The organism is uncultured Shimia sp., assembly GCF_947498095.1.
Classification (GTDB): Bacteria; Pseudomonadota; Alphaproteobacteria; order Rhodobacterales; family Rhodobacteraceae; genus Shimia.
Map to the genome: position 1 here is coordinate 129,117 of NZ_CANMJE010000004.1, position 18,030 is coordinate 147,146.

The following is an 18,030-nucleotide window of genomic DNA, read 5'->3' on the forward strand; positions in this document are numbered from 1 at the left end:
GCCCCTCTTAGTCGGCCTGGATCACTTTCGCTTCGCGGGTGATGGACCAGTCTATCAATTCGCGCCACAGGGTCTCTGTCAGATCGGGATCAAGCCCGCGTTCCGAGGCCGTCTGGCGCACTTTTCTGACGACATCTTCGACCCGGTTTGGAATACGCGCGGGCCATCCGTTGATTTGCTTGAGCTCAATTGCGCGGTCGATATAGCCCGCACGCGTGGCCAGCATCTCGACAAGGTCCCGATCCAGAGCATCAATCTCGGCGCGCAGCGCCTGCATGCTCTCGCATTGTTTCGGAGGTGTCAGCGTGGTCATGAGATGTCCTTCTGCGGCCCGGGGTTCCCCAAGGCCGCAGAAAGCGCATTTTTTGGCTTAGAACAAGCCCTCGATCTCGCCTGCGTCATTGAGGCAGATGGTTTCCGCCGCAGGTTTGCGTGGCAGACCCGGCATGGTCATGATTTCACCGCAAACAACCACGATGAAACCGGCACCCGCAGACAAGCGCACTTCGCGAACCGGAACCGAGTGGCCGGTTGGCGCGCCGCGCAATGTCGGATCGGTTGAGAAGGAGTACTGAGTCTTGGCCATACAGACCGGCAGATTGCCATAACCCTGTTCTTCCCAGAGGCGCAGTTGATCGCGGATCTTCTTGTCAGCAATCACTTCATCGGCGCGGTAGATGCCTTTGGCGATGCGCTCGATCTTTTCAAACAGCGACAGGTCGTCGGCGTAGAGAGGCGCAAATTGGCTGACGCCGCTGTCGGCAATCTCGGCCACGCGGGTGGCGAGTGCTTCAGAGCCTTTCGAGCCGAATTCCCAGTGTTGCGACACGATGGCCTCAGAGCCTTGGGTCTCAACATAGTCTTTAACGGCCTGAACTTCGGCGTCGGTGTCGGTAACAAAGTGGTTGATCGCAACCACAACCGGCACGCCAAACGACTTGAGGTTGCCAATGTGGCGGCCAAGGTTGGCACAACCATCGTTCACGGCATCAACGTTTTCTGCGCCAAGGTCTGCTTTGGCGACGCCGCCGTTCATCTTCATCGCGCGCACGGTGGCCACCAGCACAACGCAATCGGGTGCGAGGCCAGCTTTGCGGCATTTGATGTTCATGAACTTTTCAGCACCAAGATCAGCGCCAAAGCCGGCTTCGGTCACAACGTAGTCGGCGACTTTCAGAGCCGTCTGCGTGGCGATGACCGAGTTGCAGCCGTGAGCGATGTTGGCAAACGGGCCGCCGTGCACAAACGCAGGGTTGTTTTCCAGCGTTTGCACGAGGTTTGGCTGCATCGCGTCTTTCAAAAGAACGGTCATGGCGCCTTCGGCCTTGATGTCGCGGCAGAAAACCGGCGAGCGGTCGCGGCGGTAGGCCACGATCATGTCGCCGAGGCGTTGCTCGAGATCTTTCAGGTCTTTGGCAAGGCACAGGATCGCCATAACTTCCGAGGCCACGGTGATGTCAAAGCCACCTTCGCGAGGGAAGCCGTTGGCCACACCGCCAAGTGAGACATTGACCTGACGCAGGGCGCGGTCGTTCATGTCGACAACGCGTTTCCACTGAACGCGGCGGATGTCGATCTCGGCCTCATTGCCCCAGTAGATGTGGTTGTCGATCATTGCCGACAACAGCGAGTGCGCCGAGGTGATCGCATGGAAGTCGCCGGTGAAGTGGAGGTTCATGTCCTCCATCGGCACGACCTGAGCATAACCGCCACCTGCGGCGCCGCCCTTCATACCAAAGTTCGGTCCCAAGGACGCTTCGCGGATACAGACCATGGCATTCTTGCCAATGCGGTTCAGACCGTCGCCCAGACCCACGGTGGTGGTGGTCTTGCCTTCACCTGCCGGGGTGGGGTTGATGGCGGTCACGAGGATCAGCTTGCCGTTGTCTTTAGACTGAACCGAGTTGATAAACTCTTGGCTGACCTTGGCCTTGTCGTGGCCGTAGGGCAGCAGATCATCCGACCCAATGCCGATCTTTTGGCCGATTTCCTGAATCGGACGTTTCTTTGCCTCGCGGGCGATTTCGATGTCAGTTTTGTAGCTCATGATAATCCCTAATCCAGCAGCTGCGCGGAAAACTCTGGGCCTAGGCATAGCGACAACGCCCCCCGAGTCGGGTAGCATTTCCGACATTTTCCAAGCCTATAGCGTCGGGAACGGCGGCGAGGTTTCTTTTTGGAAACCTTTACCCCTTATTTTTCAGGCTATTGTGCAGTTGCAGCACGCGCTGCATCAAACGCTGCCCAGGGCCGTTGATCAGGGATGTGCAGACGAAGAATGTCGCCAACGGACAGACGCCCAGGGCGCTCGACCCAAGCCGTGACACCACGCTTGTCCTTGGACGCCGATTTGAACGCCTTGCCGTGCCCCGGAGCCTCTCGGTCAATCACGCGACCGGGCAGCACGCAGGGGCGGTTTTCCATGTCCACCACAAGGCAGGTGCCATTGTCGCTTTGCAAGCGCGATGAGGGCGGCAGGTGAGTGAGATCGGGAATGCCGCGCAAAATAATCGACGCCCCGACCCATGCGGGGTCAAATTCTTCGATCCCCATCGTGTCGGCGATTTCTTCCAGCTCTTCGGCAGAGAGGATCGACAGTTGACGGGTGTTGGCGATGGTCGTGCCGCGCGGATGCTGCGCCTTGACCCGGCTACAGGACGCCCGGGTCAGACCGTTGTGGCAGTCGTCGGGGATACCTTCAAAGCTCAGGTCCATCGCATCAAGCGGCTCGGCGCTCAGATCATCCACACTGTCCTCAACACGTCCCAACCACAGGATTTCAGCAAAAAACTCGGTCGGCATCAGGGCTGGCATGTCAGATCTCCGAATGGCGTCTAGGCAACGCGTAACGTAAAGAACAGGCGGCGGAAGGGCATCAAACAGGTCCCATCCGACCGCAGTGGATAGGCCTGAGCGATATCGCTTTCATAGGCCGCGATCAAGCGCTGCTGGTCGTCTTGATCGAGCGACAACAAATAGGGTCGCGCATAGGTGCTCTGAGTGAAGTGGCGCACCGGATGACCCTCGGGTGATGCCGCAAGATGCTGAACATACTCGGTCTGCCAGAGGTTCAGCTCGCCCAAGTCCGAAAGCAGGTCGAAATAGTTTTCGGCGGGCAGGATACCGGGGCTGTCCTGCGGGACTTTGTTGGGGAACAGGCGTTGAAAGGCTGTGCCCCAGCCGATGTGCGATGCTGCCGGGTTTTGATGTGGCATCTGAACCGCCAGAACACCGCCCGGCGCCAGCATCGCCGCCAATCGGGGCATCAGTGCGGTGTGATCGCCCAACCACTGCAAGGCGGCGTTGGAATAGATCATCGCCGGGGGTGATCCGGGCTGCCAATCCGAAACATCTGCAGCTTGCAGCTCTGCGTACTCCCCTGTCGGGGCGGCCTTTTCCAACATAGTTTGCGAGTTGTCGATGCCAATGAGCGGGCGGTCGGGATACCGCTGTCTCAGCGCCCCTGCCATCACACCGGCCCCACACCCAAGGTCTACGATACTGCCGTCTGGCACCGGGCCTACGCGAGCCAAGAGATCCAGCGCGGGTTGCAAACGCAAACCCCGAAACCGTTCATAGGCTTCGGGGTTCCAATCTTGTGTCTGTCCGGGTGTCATGCCGAGGGTTCAGGTTCCATTCCACCGTCACCGCCCGAAGGCTTGCTGCGGGGCTTGGTTTTAGGGATAGCGGTCACGCTGGGCGCGCTGCCCTCATCGGCGTCATCGTCGCCGTCTTCGGCGTGGGGCGGTTCGCCCCGCATGACACGTTTGATCTCATCGCCAGTCAGCGTTTCGTATTCCAACAGGCCTTCGGCCAAGCGCTCCCACTCTTCCTTGCGTTCGACAAGGATTTCCATGGCACGGTCATAACCGGTCTGGATAAAGCGCTTCACTTCTTCTTCGATCAGCTCTTTGGTGTGGGCCGAGACCGAGAAACCGGCGGTGTTGCCGCTGTAACCCTCGTGCGCCTCAGCATAGTCGATGTTGCCAACCTTGTCGGACATGCCCCAGCGCATCACCATGGCACGGGCCAGCTGGCTGGCCTGCATGATGTCACCGGCAGGGCCGTTCGACACGTGGTCTTCACCGTATTTGATGACCTCGGCGGCCTTACCCGCCATGGTCATGGCCAGACGCTGTTCGCATTCATCGCGGTGATAGTTCAGGCGATCCATTTCCGGCAGGGACACAACCATACCCAGCGCACCACCGCGCGGAATAATCGTTGCCTTATACACCGGATCACATTCCGGCAGGGCCAGACCCACGACGGCGTGGCCAGCTTCGTGATAAGCGGTTTTCTCTTTTTGGTCCTGTGTCAGCACCATCGAGCGGCGCTCGGCGCCCATCATGACCTTGTCTTTGGCCTGCTCAAAATCTTCCATCGTGACAAACCGCCGGCCAACGCGCGCGGCCATCAGTGCGGCCTCGTTGACGAGGTTGGCCAGATCAGCACCCGAGAAGCCAGGTGTCCCACGTGCGATGATGCGGAGATCGACGTCAGGGCCAAGCGGAGTCTTGCGGGCGTGCACGCCAAGAATTTTCTCGCGACCTTTGATATCGGGGTTACCGACGGTCACGTTACGGTCAAAGCGGCCCGGACGCAGCAATGCGGGGTCCAACACGTCTTTGCGGTTGGTCGCGGCGAGGATGATCACACCTTCGTTCGATTCAAAACCGTCCATCTCGACCAGCAGTTGGTTGAGCGTTTGTTCGCGTTCGTCGTTGCCGCCGCCATAACCGGCACCACGATGGCGACCCACGGCGTCGATCTCATCGATGAAAACGATGCAAGGCGCGTTTTTCTTGGCCTGCTCGAACATGTCGCGGACACGGCTTGCACCCACACCCACGAACATTTCGACAAAATCAGAACCCGAAATGGTGAAGAACGGCACACCGGCCTCGCCTGCAATGGCGCGCGCCAAAAGGGTTTTACCGGTACCTGGAGGGCCAACAAGCAATGCGCCTTTGGGGATTTTGCCGCCAAGACGCGAGAATTTCTGCGGGTTGCGCAGGAATTCGACAATCTCTTCCAGCTCTTCCTTGGCTTCATCAATACCAGCCACATCGTCAAAGGTGACCCGGCCTTGCTTTTCGGTCAGCATCTTGGCTTTGGATTTGCCAAAGCCCATCGCGCCGCCTTTGCCACCGCCCTGCATGCGGTTCATGAAGTAGATCCACACACCGATCAGCAACAGGAAGGGCAAGAGAGAGAGAATAAACGACTGGAAGCCAGATTGCTGCTGGCTTTCCGCTTGGATCGGAACACCTTCGGCCAGCAAAAGCTCGGTCACGGCAGCATCCTGCGGCATGATCGAGACGTAATCGCTGCCATCTGCGGTCCTGTAGCGAATTTGTTCGCCATCCAGCGTGACAGAGGCAACTTGCCCGGCCTCAACCGAGGCAACAAAGTCAGAATAGCCAACCGCGCGGCTTTGCATGGTGCTGTTGCCACCGCTGAACAGGTTGAACAAGGCCAGTATCAGCAGAAACAGAACCACCCAGAATGCGATATTTCGTGCGTTGCCCAAGGCAAATTCTCCCTGTCGTCGGTCAGTGCTGTCACTATCACAGCAGTCTGTCTTGTTAAATAGACATCACGACAACATGTTCAATGCGATATTTCGCATGTCATTCATAAAGAAGCGGGAAAAACGCGTGTTCGGGCAAAAGATCAGCAGTCCACCCATTTGAGAGCCCCGCCAGAGGTGCTGCGACCAAGTTCTCCTGATGCCAGACGGCGGGGCTGGCCAACAGGCTTTGGCGCGGCATTCCACAGTCGCGCCAATCGGCAATCGACGCCAGCGTCGTGCCATCCAGAACCCGGATTTCCATGCCGTCTCGCCACGGGCCGTTCAACTGCCAACGATCCCAGCTTGGTCGGTCAGAGATCACGCCCTCCACGGCCTTGGCTTCGCGTGTCAGCCTGAACCTATGATCACCGCAGGTCATGACGCATCCCGCCAGTGTCATCGTCCGTCGCTCGGAAATGGCCAAGTGCAGCGCAGTCAGTGCCTCCTGGCGGGGGGCATAGTCTGCGGGTGAAATCCACAGCAACGCTTCTTTCAGCAGGCGACGGTAGGTTTCCATCGGCAGGTCCAGAAACGCCTTGCGGGTCACGATCAGATCACCGCGATCCTGTACCGAGACGTCCTGGGCAGCATGAACAGCAAAAGCCTGGAGCGCCTTGCGGGCCGAAGCAAGGTTCTGGCTGACTGACGCCAGAGACGCGACATCAATGCCAAGCGGCGCGAGATGTTCCAGCGCCTTGCGGGAGCGCACACGGTCGAATTTTAGGTCCTCATTCGAGGGGTCGTCGCACCATGTAACATCGCTGGCTTTTAGAAAGCTGCGCAGGTCGTCGCGGCTGACCCCGAGCAAGGGGCGCACAAAGCGTTGTCCGTGGCGGTCAAAAGCAGGTTGCATCGCTGCCAGCCCATCGACCCCGGACTTGCGGGACAGGCGTAGCAAAAACGTCTCGGCGACGTCGTCCATCGTGTGGCCGATAGCAACCCCGTCGATGTCTCGCGTTTGCGCCCATTCCGCCAACAATCGATAGCGGGCAATGCGTGCGGCGGCTTGCAGGTTCCCCTGCCCGTCCCAGCCCTGCCAAGCGAGAATGTCGTGCTGGATGCCGTGGTCGCGACAGATATCGGCAACGTGTTGCGCCTCGGCCTTGGCCTCGGGACGCAGCCCGTGATCTACGGTTGCCGCAAAGACCGAAACATCCCGCGCGCGGGCCCAGTCCAAGGCCAACATCAGTAACGCCAGAGAATCGCTGCCGCCTGAGACAGCAATGCCCAGACTTTGGGGCGGATGGGACTCAAAAAAACCTGTCAGAACGGCGATGGGAGATGTCTCGTTTACGGACATCCAAGATTGCGCATCTCACTTTGCGCCTGCATGACCATGTCTGAGTCGGGATGGCGAACGCTCACCTCGCCTAGTGTCACACAAGCTTCGTTGGTCTTGCCCAGCGCAGCCAGCGATTTGCCCAAGTGAAACAGGGCCTGATCAGCCACCGCGCTGTTCATGTCGCTGGAATAGCTTTCAAGAAAGGCGCGGGCGATTGCGGCGCGAGCGTCATTCGTTGTGGGGTTCTGGCCCTCCAACGAAAGCCCCAGCCCCAGATTGGCCTCGGGCGCCAGAGGGCTGCCGGGATAGGTGTCAATAAAGGTTGCGAACTGGGTTTCGGCACTGACGAAATCTCCGCCATCAAGGGCGGCGACGGCACGCTGATAATCTGCAGCTTCCCCGACCGCCAGTTCTGTATCTTGCGTCGGTGCGTCTGTGAGACTGCCATCTGATAGAGACGGAACCTCAATATCGCCCCCTAGCGTCGTGGTTTCACCAAGAGAGCTGACGTCTCCGCCTTCTAGCTCGACGAGGCGAAACTCGAGATCGCCAATTCGGTTGGTGCCGTCATCGACAACGCTTTGCACGCGATTTTCCAACTGCTCGGTACGCCCCGTCAGGCGACGCAACTGGTCTTCGATCGCGTTGACCCGGTCCAGTGTTGTGCCGCTGGTCGACACCCCCGAAGGCGCGCCCGTCGTTGACAACTCGCGTTTGAGGTTTTGGATCTCAACATAGAGCACGGTCAGTTGCTGGCGGATATCGGCCAGAGTATCCGCATCCTGCGCTACGGCGGCGCGCGGCAGCATCAGGGTCAGGGTCAACAAGCAAATCGCAGTAAAACGCATCACAGTGTTCCTATCAGCCGCTCAGGTCAGCCTGAAGCACGGTCACAGCACGGCGGTTCTGGGCGTAACACGCCTCTGCCGAGCACACCTCAAGCGGACGTTCCTTGCCGTAGCTCACCGTGCGCAACCGGCTACCGGCAACGCCGCGTGACACGATAAACTCTTTCACCGCACTGGCACGGCGCGCGCCAAGGGCGAGGTTGTATTCGCGCGTGCCTTGTTCGTCGGCATGCCCTTCGATCACGGCAGTAAATGCCGTGTTCGCCAAGAGCCAGTTGGCCTGACTAAGCAGGATTTGCTTGCCCTCTTCGGTCAGGTCCGACTGATCAACGGTAAACAGAACACGATCCCCAACAACAGATTGGAAATGGGCAACCGAGTTTGGATCGTCGACGCTGCCCAGTTCATAGTTGGCTTCGGTTGTGCTTCCGCCCAGGGTATCGTCGCCCCCGAATACACCGGTGTTCGAACAGGCCGACAGGGCCAGGCTGGCCAACAACAGGGCCACTTTGGTAAAACCACTCATCTCAATGCCTCGCTTTCGCGTTTTCATTTTTTTCTATTTGTATCACGGGCCACGCCACAGAGCAAAACCCGTCCTTACTGCAGAGGTGACCAGGCCGGGTCCGACGCCCCGCCCTGCACTGGAACTTTCTTGAGGTTACGCCCTGATACGTCCACGGAATAGAGCGAGGCCGACCCATCAGACCCTTGGGTTTCGCGGGTGAACATGATGACGCGGCCATTGGGCGCCCAGGTTGGGCCTTCATCCAGAAACGAGGCCGTCAGCAGGCGTTCTTCACTGCCATCCGTGCGCATCACGCCGATGTGGAAGCGGCCTTTGTTCTGCTTGGTAAAGGCGATCAGGTCCCCGCGTGGCGACCAGACCGGTGTGCCATAACGGCCCTGACCAAAGCTGATGCGCTTGGGCTCTCCACCGCTCGCAGGCATGACGTACAGCTGTTGGTTCCCAGAGCGGTCACTTTCAAACACGATTTGCTTTCCGTCCGGGCTGTAGCTGGGGGCGGTGTCAATTGACGGAGACGAGGTCAACCGGCGGGGTTGGCCTCCGTTGATGGGCATGGAATAGATGTCGGTGTTGCCGTTCTGGGTGATCGACATCAGTACGCTGTTTCCATCGGGAGAAAAGCGCGGGGCAAAGCTCATCGTGCCCTCCTGATCCTGCAGGACCTTGCGCTTGACGCTGCCCACATCCAGCACAAAGACGCGCGGGAAGCCGGTTTCATAAGATGTATAGAGCACCCGGTCGCCACTGGGCGAAAAACGGGGGGCCAGAACAATGGCATTGCTGTCGGTCAGATATTGCAGGTTGGCGCCATCATAATCCATCACGGCCAGACGTTTGCGGCGATCGTTCTTGGGGCCAGTTTCGGATACGAACACGACGCGGCTGTCGAAATAGCCTCCTTCGCCGGTGATCCGGCTGTAAACCGCGTCGGCCACCTTGTGCGCCATGCGACGCCATCCATCGGTTGTGCCCTTGAAGCGCAGCCCATTGCCCAGTTCCTGTCCGGCAAACACATCATAGACGCGGAACTTGACCTCAAGACTGTCGCCCGAGACCGTCACGGCCCCGGTGATCAGTGCCTGCGCGTTGATCGCCTTCCAGTCGGAATACTGAACCGGCGAAGCGAAATTGGTGATCTGGCTGATATGCGCCTTGGCGGGAATTTCCCGGAACAGGCCGGTGCCGCTCAGATCCGCGGCAATAACGCGTGACAGGTCGGCGGCCAGTTTGTCCGCCCCGGCGCTTTCGGCGACAAAGTCAGGCACCGCATAGGGAAGTGGTTCGACCACGCCATCTGTGATTTCAATCCTGAGTGGGCCGCTTTGCGCGTAACTCATCTGGCCCAACACCGTAAGTCCCATCAAGAGGATCGCCAGTAGTCGCATCATTTCAGCCTCATTTTCTCAGGATTAAACGTGATTTCGACCTCACGCCAATGGTCATATTTCTCGATCGGCAATTTATAGCCGCCTTTTTGGCAGCGCAGGATCGCCCGCCGGGCAGATTGGAACGCCGTATCCACCGCCTTGGCGTCGCCGCCTTCGGAGTCGATCATCTCAATAGCGCTGGCCACTTTGCCCTCGCGGTCCAGTTCAAACTTGACCGTAACGGTGACATTCGAGGACTGCCCGCCAACATCCACCACCCAGCAATTCTGCACCGAAATGCGCATGCTGTCCTTTTCGCCTTGGGTCAACGGCGGGCCAGAGGGCGCAGCGGGTTCTTCACTCAGCACCGAAGCCACGGCGGCATCCGTTGAGCTGGCGGCAGACGACGCGCTGCCACTATTGGTTTGGGGGCGCTGTGCCGAACGCGAGCCCGGTCGCAGAACTGGACGTATCGATGTCTTGGGCGCCAGGGCCACCTGTTCCTTGGCTTCGGTCACGATCTCGGTCGAGGCGGCTTCGGGTGCGGTGGCTTCTTTGGGGTCTTCGGCGGTTTCACCGGCGCTGTCATCCGGCGTTGTCGCCTCTTGGGTCACATCGTCAATCACAGTGTCGGGATCTGGCTGGGCCACAGGCTCGGGCGCCACGCGCTCAGAGGGGCGCACCATCGGCCGCGTGGTCTCGCGCGGGATCAGCACGGCCATTTCCTCGCCCGGTGGCGTCAGGGTGGGCGCAGTATCTGTAACGTCGGCGGGTTCCGGCGTGGTCAGGTCGCTGACGTCGGGCTGTTCGTCCGGCGTGACAGCGTCGGTTGTTCGCGGCGTTTCAAGCTCTGGTGCAGCATCTGTTTCTGACGACAGGTTCGGGACATCATCCGAGACGGTTGGCGCCACGGGAACCTCAACGTCTGTCGCGGTTGAGGGCGCACGTTCAGCCGCAAGTGCTGCCTCATACTCAGCCGTGCTGATCACCGACACGCCTGCCACCTCAAAAGGTGGCGGATCAGAGTGAAACCCCACGCCAAAGAGCGCCAAGCCGATTACACTGGCATGGGCCACCCCCGAGATATAATGCCCGATATGCACCCGGCCCTCAGTTCTCTTCCGCGTCCAACGCCGGACCGCCAATGTCCGTCACAAGGCCAATATCTGTGAACCCGCCCGCGTTAAGCGCGCCCATGATCTGGACAACCATCTCATAGGGCAATGCCCCGTCAGCGCGCAGATAGACCCGGTCGGAAGACCGCTCAGCCGCAATGGCCCGCAGTTTCGGCACCAGCTGATCCGGCGCGGTGGGTGTGGTCTGAATGGCGACCGAGCCATCCGCCATGATTGTGACTGTCAACGGCGCCTCTTGTTCGGCAGGCAACGGGTTGGCCGAGGTCTTGGGCAATTCCACCGGAACACCCACGGTCAGCAATGGGGCCGCGACCATGAAGATGATCAGCAAGACCAACATCACGTCAACAAAGGGCGTGACGTTGATCTCGGCCATGGGCTGCGCCCGGCTGCGGCGGCGCCTACGCGACCCCCCACCTTGTTTCTTGACGACACCGCCCCCCATCGATCAGGCGTCCAACTGGCGGCTGAGGATCGTGGCAAATTCGTCCGCAAACGCCTCATAGCCCGAAATGATCCGGTCACTGTCGGCATTAAGCTTGTTGTAGAAGATCACCGCAGGGATCGCCGCCAAAAGACCCAGGGCCGTCGCCAAGAGCGCCTCGGCAATACCCGGCGCCACGACGGCAAGGTTGGTGTTTTGCTCACCCGCGATGGCGATAAATGCGTTCATGATGCCCCAGACGGTGCCGAACAACCCCACAAAGGGCGCGGTCGACCCGATGGTGGCCAAGATTTGCAGACCCTTTTGCAGGTCTTCAGATTCCTTGGCGATCGCGACATCCATCGACCGGTCTATCCGGCTGGTGGCATTGGCAATCAGCCCGCCGTCCTGACGGTGGCTGCGTCGCCACTCCATCATACCAGCGGCAAAGATACGCTCGGACCGACCTGACGGCGTGGTGCCAATCTCATCGAACAGCGCATCCAGCGGCTCGCCCGACCAGAACGACCGGTCAAACCGTGCAGCTTCGACCCGTGCGGTCCGATAAGAGATGATTTTCTGAATGATGACCGACCACGACCAAAAGGACGCGCCCACCAGCATCACCATGACAAGTTGTACGACTAGGGACGCTTCGGCAATCTGCCTCCACATCGAAAATTCGACTTCCATGTAATCTGCCTGCTCTGTTTGGGCCCATTTTCAGGCCATGTTTTGCAGCAAACCTACAGGAAAGGCAGGGGGAACGCTATCAATTTGGCGTCATATGCGCGAATTCGCGCGCGTCTGAGCCGGATTTTAGTGCAGCATTTGGCGAACTTTGGCCGGTAACCGCGTCGGCAGCCCATTTTCGCCGATACAAACAACCGTGACGATGGCGTGAAACAAGACCTCTTCACCGCGCTTTACGTGCTGTTCCATAACCATGCGTGCCGCGGTCACGCTGAGCACGTCGGTTTCAACCATCAGCTCATCATCCAGCTTGGCCGGTATCAGGTAATCCGCCTCGACCCGGCGCACGGCAAAGACCACGCCTTCGGCCTTCATCGCATTCTGGTCCATACCGTTGTCACGCACCCATTCGCTGCGCCCCCGCTCGATATAGCGCAGGTAGTTGGCATAATAGACAATGCCCGCCATATCGGTGTCTTCGTAATAGACGCGGATCGGGAGTTTGTGGGTCATGTCGGGCCTCGAAAACTGATCTGGCGCCACAAGATCAAGAAGGCCGCGCCGGCGCAACCCCGGACGTCACGTCTGAGACGGATAGCAGGCCAGTTCTTCGTGAACCGCCCCATCGGGATGCAGGGTCGACGCAAACAAAGAAAACCCAGTCACCGTGAACGGAGCTAGCGCGATAGAATGGTACGCTTCGAGAAAACTGCCGATCTGCGCCACTTGCCCAGGCTCAAGGTCACGGCGAAACCGGGCCAGCGTCACATGTGGTCGAAACCTCTCGCGTGGCAGGTCGATCCCGGCAACCCGCGCCACGCCTCGCAATGCCTTGTGAAGGCCCGTCAATGCCGCGCCACCATCTGCCTTGAGGTAGATCAGTCGCGGGCGCTTGCCGCCAAAGAGATCAAGCCCGGATAGCGTAAGGTCAAAAGGCGCAAAGGTGAGGTCACCAAGTGCGCCATGCAGATGTTCAAGCACCGATTGTGGCTGATCGTCCAGAAAGGCCAGCGTCAAATGCAGGTTCTCTTCCGGCACCTTGCGCCCCGGTTTCAGATCATCCTGCAGCCTCGAGATCGCTTCCCGCGCCGTATCCGGCAAATCTATCGCGAGAAAGGCGCGCATCAGCCTTCAGAGGATGGCGTGAGACGGGCAAACAGCCGCAACGCGTGGCTGGAATCCTCTGCGGCAACTGGCATCATCCGATCATAGGCCGCGGCGATCACGGCGGCGATTTCGGGCCGCAACACGGTCGCACCACTGTCGGGTAGCACAGCAAGTGGCGATGTCTCGGCAAAAGCCGTATCGGACCACAGGAGGATCGTTTGCACCGCTTGCGACAACGCCAAGGTTTCCGCTGGCAGCTCTTGCATGGCCTCATTCATCCGCAAAAACACAAAGGCCGCCTGAATGGCGCCGGACTCGTCAAATCGAAAGGCGCGGTACTGCGTGGCGTCCGCCCCGGACAACCGCCCCACCAAAGGCGCCAGCCCCGGAATCAGCCGGTCCAGATCGGGAACCGTCAGCAATTCGTCCCAGTCACGAAAGAAGAACACCATCAGATTGGCCCCTAACTCTGGGTCGGTTTCGGCCATCTGGTGCCCGGCTAGCACCGCGACGGCTTCGATCGCGCCTTTCACTGTCGCTAAAGTGTGCTCTTCGACACCAAACACGATCGGCACAATGGGGCGACCCCAACGGGCAAAGACATACGACCCGTCTTTGCGGGTAAACAGCTGTTCAACGGCCTCAGGCGTCATGGCACTCTCCTCATCAGGCGCGCCCTATTTCCCCCGTTGGATGCCCAAGCGCAAGCCCGCCCCTTCTTTTGGCCAAAAATATCCCGGGGTGAATTGGCCGCCTTCGGCCAAGAGGGGCCGCGCCCCTATTTGAACAGGTCGTTTTGGTCGGGCCTCTTCGGCGCCTGCAATCCCAGATGCGCCCAAGCCTTTTGCGCCAGCATTCGGCCACGCGGTGTGCGCTGTACCAAACCCTGTTGCAACAAAAACGGCTCAATCACCTCTTCAATCGCATCCCGCGCTTCGCTCAGCGCCGCCGAGATCGTATCGATGCCAACCGGGCCACCGCCGTAGTTCTCAGCAATAAACGTCAGGTAGCGCCGGTCCGCCCCGTCCAGCCCCAGATTGTCAACTCCCAGTCGGGTCAGCGCTCCATCCGCCAGAGATTGCGTCACACGTCCATCACCCTCGACCAGCGCAAAGTCCACAACACGGCGCAACAGGCGCCCGGCAATACGCGGCGTTCCACGCGAGCGGCGGGCAATTTCGCGCGCGCCACCATCGTCGGCCGGCACCCCGAGCTTTTGCGCATTGCGCGAGACAATCTCGTGCAACTCGTCTTCGGTATAAAACTGCAATCGGGTGGGAATGCCAAAACGGTCACGCAAGGGCGTGGTCAACAATCCCAACCGCGTGGTCGCGCCCACCAGCGTAAAGGGCTGCAACTCAATCCGCACGGTGCGCGCTGCAGGGCCTTCCCCGATCACAAGGTCCAGCTCAAAATCCTCCATCGCAGGATAGAGCACCTCTTCGACCGTAGGGTTCAGGCGGTGAATTTCATCGATGAACAACACATCACGTGACTCAAGATTGGTCAGGATCGCCGCCAAATCGCCCGCCTTGGCCAGAACCGGCCCCGAGGTCATGCGGAAATTCACCCCCAACTCGCGCGCCATGATCTGCGCCAGCGTGGTCTTGCCCAGCCCCGGCGGGCCGTGAAACAGCGTGTGATCCATCGCCTCACCCCGACGGCGGGCCGACTCAATGAAAACGCGCAGGTTGGCACGGGCTTCGGCCTGGCCAATGAATTCTTCCAGCGCCTGCGGGCGCAATGCACGATCCGCATCTTCGGGGCGCGGCTGTGGGCGCAGGGTTGGGTCAGGCTGGTCCATGTCTTAGCCTTTCGGTGCGAGCAGTTTCAGCGCCGCACGGATCAATGTGGCAGTCGTGGCATCCGGATCATCAACCGCAGCCTGCGCAACTGCCTGAGCTGCCTCGCTCGGACCATAGCCAAGGTTTGAAAGCGCCGAAAGCGCCTCGGCCTGCACCGAGGCCGCCGAAGCGCCACCCGCCCCGCGCGCTGAGGGTGCCGCCGCCGGCGAGGGCTCTGGCGCCTCCAGAACCTCCTCAGACGCCGGCGCCTCCCCGGTGGCTTCGGCCAGGGTGCCGCCCAGCGCCATAACGCCCGGGGCCTTGTCCTTCAATTCGATCACCACGCGCTGCGCGGTCTTGGGGCCGACGCCCTTGGCAGCCTTGATCGCGGTGACATCGCCCAATGTGATGGCGCGGCCAACCCCGTCTGCACCAAGCGCGCCCAGGATCGACAACGACGCCTTGGCACCAATCCCCTGCACACTCATCAACAGACGGTGCCACTCTTTTTCCAGCAGCGAGGTAAAGCCAAAAAGCTGCAACAGGTCTTCGCGCACCAAAAGATCGGTATAAAGCGCCACGGCCTCGCCATTTGCGGGCAGCGCTGCCATCGTGCGGTCCGAACAATAGACGACATAGCCCACACCCCGGACATCAATCAGCACATGGTCGTGGCTGCGGTAATCAATCCGGCCTGAGATTTTTCCGATCATACGCTTGCCCTCTTGAGTGCGGCTTCCAGTCCTGTACCGGGCCGCGTGTAATGTGCGTGGCAGATGGCAATGGCCAAGGCGTCCGCCGCGTCTGGTCCGTTGATCTCGACGCCCGGCAATTGCAACTTGACCATATGTTCAACCTGTCGCTTGTCTGCGTGCCCCACACCCACAACCGTCTTCTTGACCTTGTTGGGGGCATATTCGCCAACCGAAAGCCCCGCCTGCGCCGGCACCAAGAGCGCGATACCGCGGGCCTGCCCCAGTTTCAGCGTCCCGACCGCATCTTTGTTGACAAAGGTATTTTCAACCGCTGCCTGTTCAGGGTGAAACTGGCTCATCACGTCGCTCAGCTGCTGATGCAGCGACAACAAACGAGTCGCCAGATCATCGCCGACCGAGTGACAAACCCCGTTGCCGACGTGCCGAATCCGGCTGCCATCCGCATCAATCACGCCCCAGCCCATGTTGCGAAGCCCTGGATCAATTCCCAGAATGCGCATTTTTCTGCCCGCCTGCTTCAAATTGTTGCTTTTTAGACCCACTAGCACAAACCCAGAACAAACACCAAGAGCTTTGCGCACTGAGCATATGTTTTGACCGGGTATGCAATGGCAGCAAGGCACGACCTGAAAACGACACCGAAACTGTCGAATTGCGACACTTACACACCCGGAATTAACCCTTAAGTAACGGGCGGTTACAGCGCATTTCACCTATGCAGAAATTGCATATCACCTATGCGATTATTGCTCCTTGCGCGGCCCAATAACTGGCCCTAAATGCCGAAATACGAAAACGCAGACCATCAACCAAAACAGAAGGAAGATTGATATGGCCGCTTTTGACACCACCCGCGTGCAGTTTGAAACTGCTGGTTTTGCTGGCCGTATTGGCCACGCCTTCGCAGCCCTCGCCGGCGCAGTGACCGACTGGAACGACAAGCGCGTAACCCGCGTTGCTCTCTCGGCGCTCAGCAACCGCGAGCTGGAAGACATCGGTCTGTCGCGCGCAGACATCGAAAACATCGGCTGACGAAGACCTCGTTACCGCCCATTGTTTTCGGATCGTAAGATCAAAGAAAACCGCAGCTTCCTCCCGGCTGCGGTTTTTTTGTGCCCTGCTCATCGGCGGACAAAAGAAAACGGCCCCGGGAGAGAAGTCCGGAGCCGCTTTGCGCTGAATTGGAGGGATCAGCTAAGTGATTTGATGGTCTTTGCGACCCAGGACGAGAGCGGATCGGGGCTCATCGTCCAGAAACGGAAGCGTTCAAGAACCGTCGCTGTGCTCAGTTCTGATACCTTCTCGTTGTAAACTTCGGGGCCCATATTGGCCATAATCGCGCCTTTGACACTGAAAAAGGCGAAAAACACAAGAACCACACCTGACCATGGAAAAGAGCCGCGCGACGCACGCGCGCGAATAACCGTGTACCCATCTTGTCCTTGGACATAAACGGCACGTGTTTTCCTACGAAATAGGGATTTCTTGCCCTGCTTCTTATAGATGCGGGCAACGCGGTCTTGGAATTCGTAATACGAATCGCTCATAGCAACACACTCAGGCTCGGCCCCCACCGAACGTGACTTTGTTGCCGTAAAATTGTGGCAAAAATAAGGCAGACCGCTCCAATTTAGGCAGAATTGCCCTATTTGGCTCAGCGTTTTTGTAGGGTCAGCGTCGTCCACTCACCAATTTCTTCGCGTGTGTGAACGCCAAACCCGGCTGTGTCATAGGCGGCAACCACGTCATCCGCTTGCTCATTCAGGATGCCCGATAGAATGGCGTACCCCTGCGGCGCGATGTTCTGCCCCATCTCGGGCGCCAGCACGACTAGCGGCGCTTTGAGGATGTTGGCAAAGACCAGATCAAACGGCGCCTTTGCCGCAAGATCCGGGTGCCCAAACCCAGCAGCTTCCACGCAGTGCACCTGGCCTTCCAGATTGTTGGCTTTGACATTGGCCTCGGCCACGTCGACCGCAACCTGATCAATGTCACTGGCCAGAACCGTATCAGGCCAGATACGCGCAGCCCCCATCGCAAGAACCGCGGTGCCACAGCCTATATCGGCAACGCTCTTGCCGACAAAGCCCGCGTTGGCCAGACGGTCCAGTGCTTTGAGACATCCCAGCGTGGTGCCGTGATGCCCGGTGCCAAAGGCCATTGCCGCCTCGATCAACAACGGCTCACTGCCATCAGGCACCTGATCCGCGTCGTGGCTGCCATAAACAAAAAAGCGCCCGGCCTCGACCGGTGACAATTCGCGTTTGACCTTGGCGACCCAATCAACATCCGGCAATTCGGACACCGCAAACGGTTTGGCGCCAAAAGCCGCGGCCAGAACGGCCAAAGCTGTATCATCCGGCGCTTCGGTGAAATAGCCGCCAATTTCCCACAGGCCCGACCCGTCCTCGATCTCGAACACGCCAACGCCAGTCGGCTCTGGGTTCAGATGCTCCATCGCTGCACCGAGTTTGTCAGCGTTGTCTTTCCCGGCAAGGGTCGTCAGTGCGGTGAATGTGGGCATATTGGCTCTCCTGAACGGTATCGGTGCGGCCTAAGCGGTCGGGCG

Annotated in this window: 21 protein-coding genes; 1 reads left to right on the forward strand and 20 read right to left on the reverse strand. The window is 59.4% G+C overall.

The window, feature by feature from the left end; translation table 11 throughout:
- Positions 1 to 7: 7 nt before the first annotated feature.
- From Q0932_RS09440 to ruvC, 18 genes are all read right to left on the reverse strand, one after another.
- A complete protein-coding gene (locus tag Q0932_RS09440) occupies positions 8 to 313 on the reverse strand; it encodes a chorismate mutase (protein WP_299351718.1) in 306 nt (101 codons plus the stop codon).
- A gap of 57 nt (positions 314 to 370) precedes the next feature.
- A complete protein-coding gene (locus tag Q0932_RS09445; RefSeq protein ID WP_299351720.1) occupies positions 371 to 2,047 on the reverse strand; it encodes a formate--tetrahydrofolate ligase in 1,677 nt (558 codons plus the stop codon).
- 158 nt (positions 2,048 to 2,205) lie between these two features.
- Positions 2,206 to 2,814, reverse strand: coding sequence for a sulfurase (locus Q0932_RS09450; protein ID WP_299351722.1), 609 nt, complete (start codon positions 2,812 to 2,814; stop codon positions 2,206 to 2,208).
- Positions 2,815 to 2,834: 20 nt separating this feature from the next.
- Positions 2,835 to 3,617 carry a methyltransferase domain-containing protein gene (locus Q0932_RS09455; RefSeq protein ID WP_299351724.1) on the reverse strand — a complete coding sequence of 261 codons (783 nt, stop codon included), beginning with the start codon at positions 3,615 to 3,617 and terminating at the stop codon, positions 2,835 to 2,837.
- Positions 3,614 to 5,533 (reverse strand): ATP-dependent zinc metalloprotease FtsH, encoded by a 1,920-nt coding sequence (gene ftsH / locus Q0932_RS09460; RefSeq protein WP_299351726.1) that lies wholly within the window; start codon positions 5,531 to 5,533, stop codon positions 3,614 to 3,616. The genes Q0932_RS09455 and ftsH overlap by 4 nt, the downstream gene beginning before the upstream one ends.
- Positions 5,534 to 5,633: 100 nt before the next feature.
- A complete protein-coding gene (gene tilS, locus Q0932_RS09465) occupies positions 5,634 to 6,851 on the reverse strand; it encodes a tRNA lysidine(34) synthetase TilS (RefSeq protein ID WP_366141407.1) in 1,218 nt (405 codons plus the stop codon).
- Between the two features lie 14 nt (positions 6,852 to 6,865).
- Positions 6,866 to 7,705, reverse strand: a complete 840-nt coding sequence (locus Q0932_RS09470) for a tetratricopeptide repeat protein (protein ID WP_299351728.1) — start codon at positions 7,703 to 7,705, stop codon at positions 6,866 to 6,868.
- Positions 7,706 to 7,718: 13 nt separating this feature from the next.
- Positions 7,719 to 8,231 carry a peptidoglycan-associated lipoprotein Pal gene (gene pal, locus Q0932_RS09475; protein ID WP_299351730.1) on the reverse strand — a complete coding sequence of 171 codons (513 nt, stop codon included), beginning with the start codon at positions 8,229 to 8,231 and terminating at the stop codon, positions 7,719 to 7,721.
- Positions 8,232 to 8,305: 74 nt separating this feature from the next.
- Positions 8,306 to 9,622, reverse strand: coding sequence for a Tol-Pal system beta propeller repeat protein TolB (gene tolB, locus Q0932_RS09480; RefSeq protein ID WP_299351732.1), 1,317 nt, complete (start codon positions 9,620 to 9,622; stop codon positions 8,306 to 8,308).
- Complete coding sequence (locus Q0932_RS09485; RefSeq protein ID WP_299351734.1) at positions 9,619 to 10,704, reverse strand: energy transducer TonB; 1,086 nt, start codon at positions 10,702 to 10,704, stop codon at positions 9,619 to 9,621. The genes tolB and Q0932_RS09485 overlap by 4 nt, the downstream gene beginning before the upstream one ends.
- Positions 10,705 to 10,711: 7 nt before the next feature.
- Positions 10,712 to 11,182 carry a protein TolR gene (gene tolR, locus Q0932_RS09490; RefSeq protein ID WP_299351736.1) on the reverse strand — a complete coding sequence of 157 codons (471 nt, stop codon included), beginning with the start codon at positions 11,180 to 11,182 and terminating at the stop codon, positions 10,712 to 10,714.
- Positions 11,183 to 11,185: 3 nt separating this feature from the next.
- Positions 11,186 to 11,854, reverse strand: coding sequence for a protein TolQ (tolQ, locus tag Q0932_RS09495; RefSeq protein ID WP_299351738.1), 669 nt, complete (start codon positions 11,852 to 11,854; stop codon positions 11,186 to 11,188).
- Between the two features lie 126 nt (positions 11,855 to 11,980).
- A complete protein-coding gene (gene ybgC / locus Q0932_RS09500; RefSeq protein ID WP_299351740.1) occupies positions 11,981 to 12,367 on the reverse strand; it encodes a tol-pal system-associated acyl-CoA thioesterase in 387 nt (128 codons plus the stop codon).
- Between the two features lie 66 nt (positions 12,368 to 12,433).
- Positions 12,434 to 12,979, reverse strand: coding sequence for an RNA 2',3'-cyclic phosphodiesterase (thpR, locus tag Q0932_RS09505; RefSeq protein WP_299351742.1), 546 nt, complete (start codon positions 12,977 to 12,979; stop codon positions 12,434 to 12,436).
- Positions 12,979 to 13,614 (reverse strand): hypothetical protein, encoded by a 636-nt coding sequence (locus Q0932_RS09510; protein WP_299351744.1) that lies wholly within the window; start codon positions 13,612 to 13,614, stop codon positions 12,979 to 12,981. Before Q0932_RS09510 ends, thpR begins: the two co-directional genes overlap by 1 nt.
- A 125-nt stretch (positions 13,615 to 13,739) precedes the next feature.
- A complete protein-coding gene (gene ruvB / locus Q0932_RS09515; RefSeq protein ID WP_299351746.1) occupies positions 13,740 to 14,765 on the reverse strand; it encodes a Holliday junction branch migration DNA helicase RuvB in 1,026 nt (341 codons plus the stop codon).
- A gap of 3 nt (positions 14,766 to 14,768) precedes the next feature.
- Positions 14,769 to 15,458: a Holliday junction branch migration protein RuvA gene (ruvA, locus tag Q0932_RS09520; protein WP_299351748.1), complete on the reverse strand. Its 690-nt coding sequence runs from the start codon at positions 15,456 to 15,458 to the stop codon at positions 14,769 to 14,771.
- Positions 15,455 to 15,961, reverse strand: a complete 507-nt coding sequence (gene ruvC, locus Q0932_RS09525; protein ID WP_299351750.1) for a crossover junction endodeoxyribonuclease RuvC — start codon at positions 15,959 to 15,961, stop codon at positions 15,455 to 15,457. The genes ruvA and ruvC overlap by 4 nt, the downstream gene beginning before the upstream one ends.
- 331 nt (positions 15,962 to 16,292) lie before the next feature.
- On the opposite strand from ruvC, the gene Q0932_RS09530 reads away from it, so the two are divergent.
- Positions 16,293 to 16,493 (forward strand): DUF1127 domain-containing protein, encoded by a 201-nt coding sequence (locus Q0932_RS09530; protein ID WP_299351752.1) that lies wholly within the window; start codon positions 16,293 to 16,295, stop codon positions 16,491 to 16,493.
- 158 nt (positions 16,494 to 16,651) lie between these two features.
- Here Q0932_RS09530 and Q0932_RS09535 read toward each other — a convergent pair whose 3' ends face one another.
- Together Q0932_RS09535 and Q0932_RS09540 are read right to left on the reverse strand one after the other, a co-directional pair.
- Complete coding sequence (locus tag Q0932_RS09535; RefSeq protein WP_299351754.1) at positions 16,652 to 17,008, reverse strand: hypothetical protein; 357 nt, start codon at positions 17,006 to 17,008, stop codon at positions 16,652 to 16,654.
- 107 nt (positions 17,009 to 17,115) lie between these two features.
- Entirely contained in the window at positions 17,116 to 17,985 is an 870-nt protein-coding gene (locus Q0932_RS09540) for a 50S ribosomal protein L11 methyltransferase (RefSeq protein ID WP_299351756.1), read from the reverse strand.
- Positions 17,986 to 18,030: the final 45 nt, after the last annotated feature.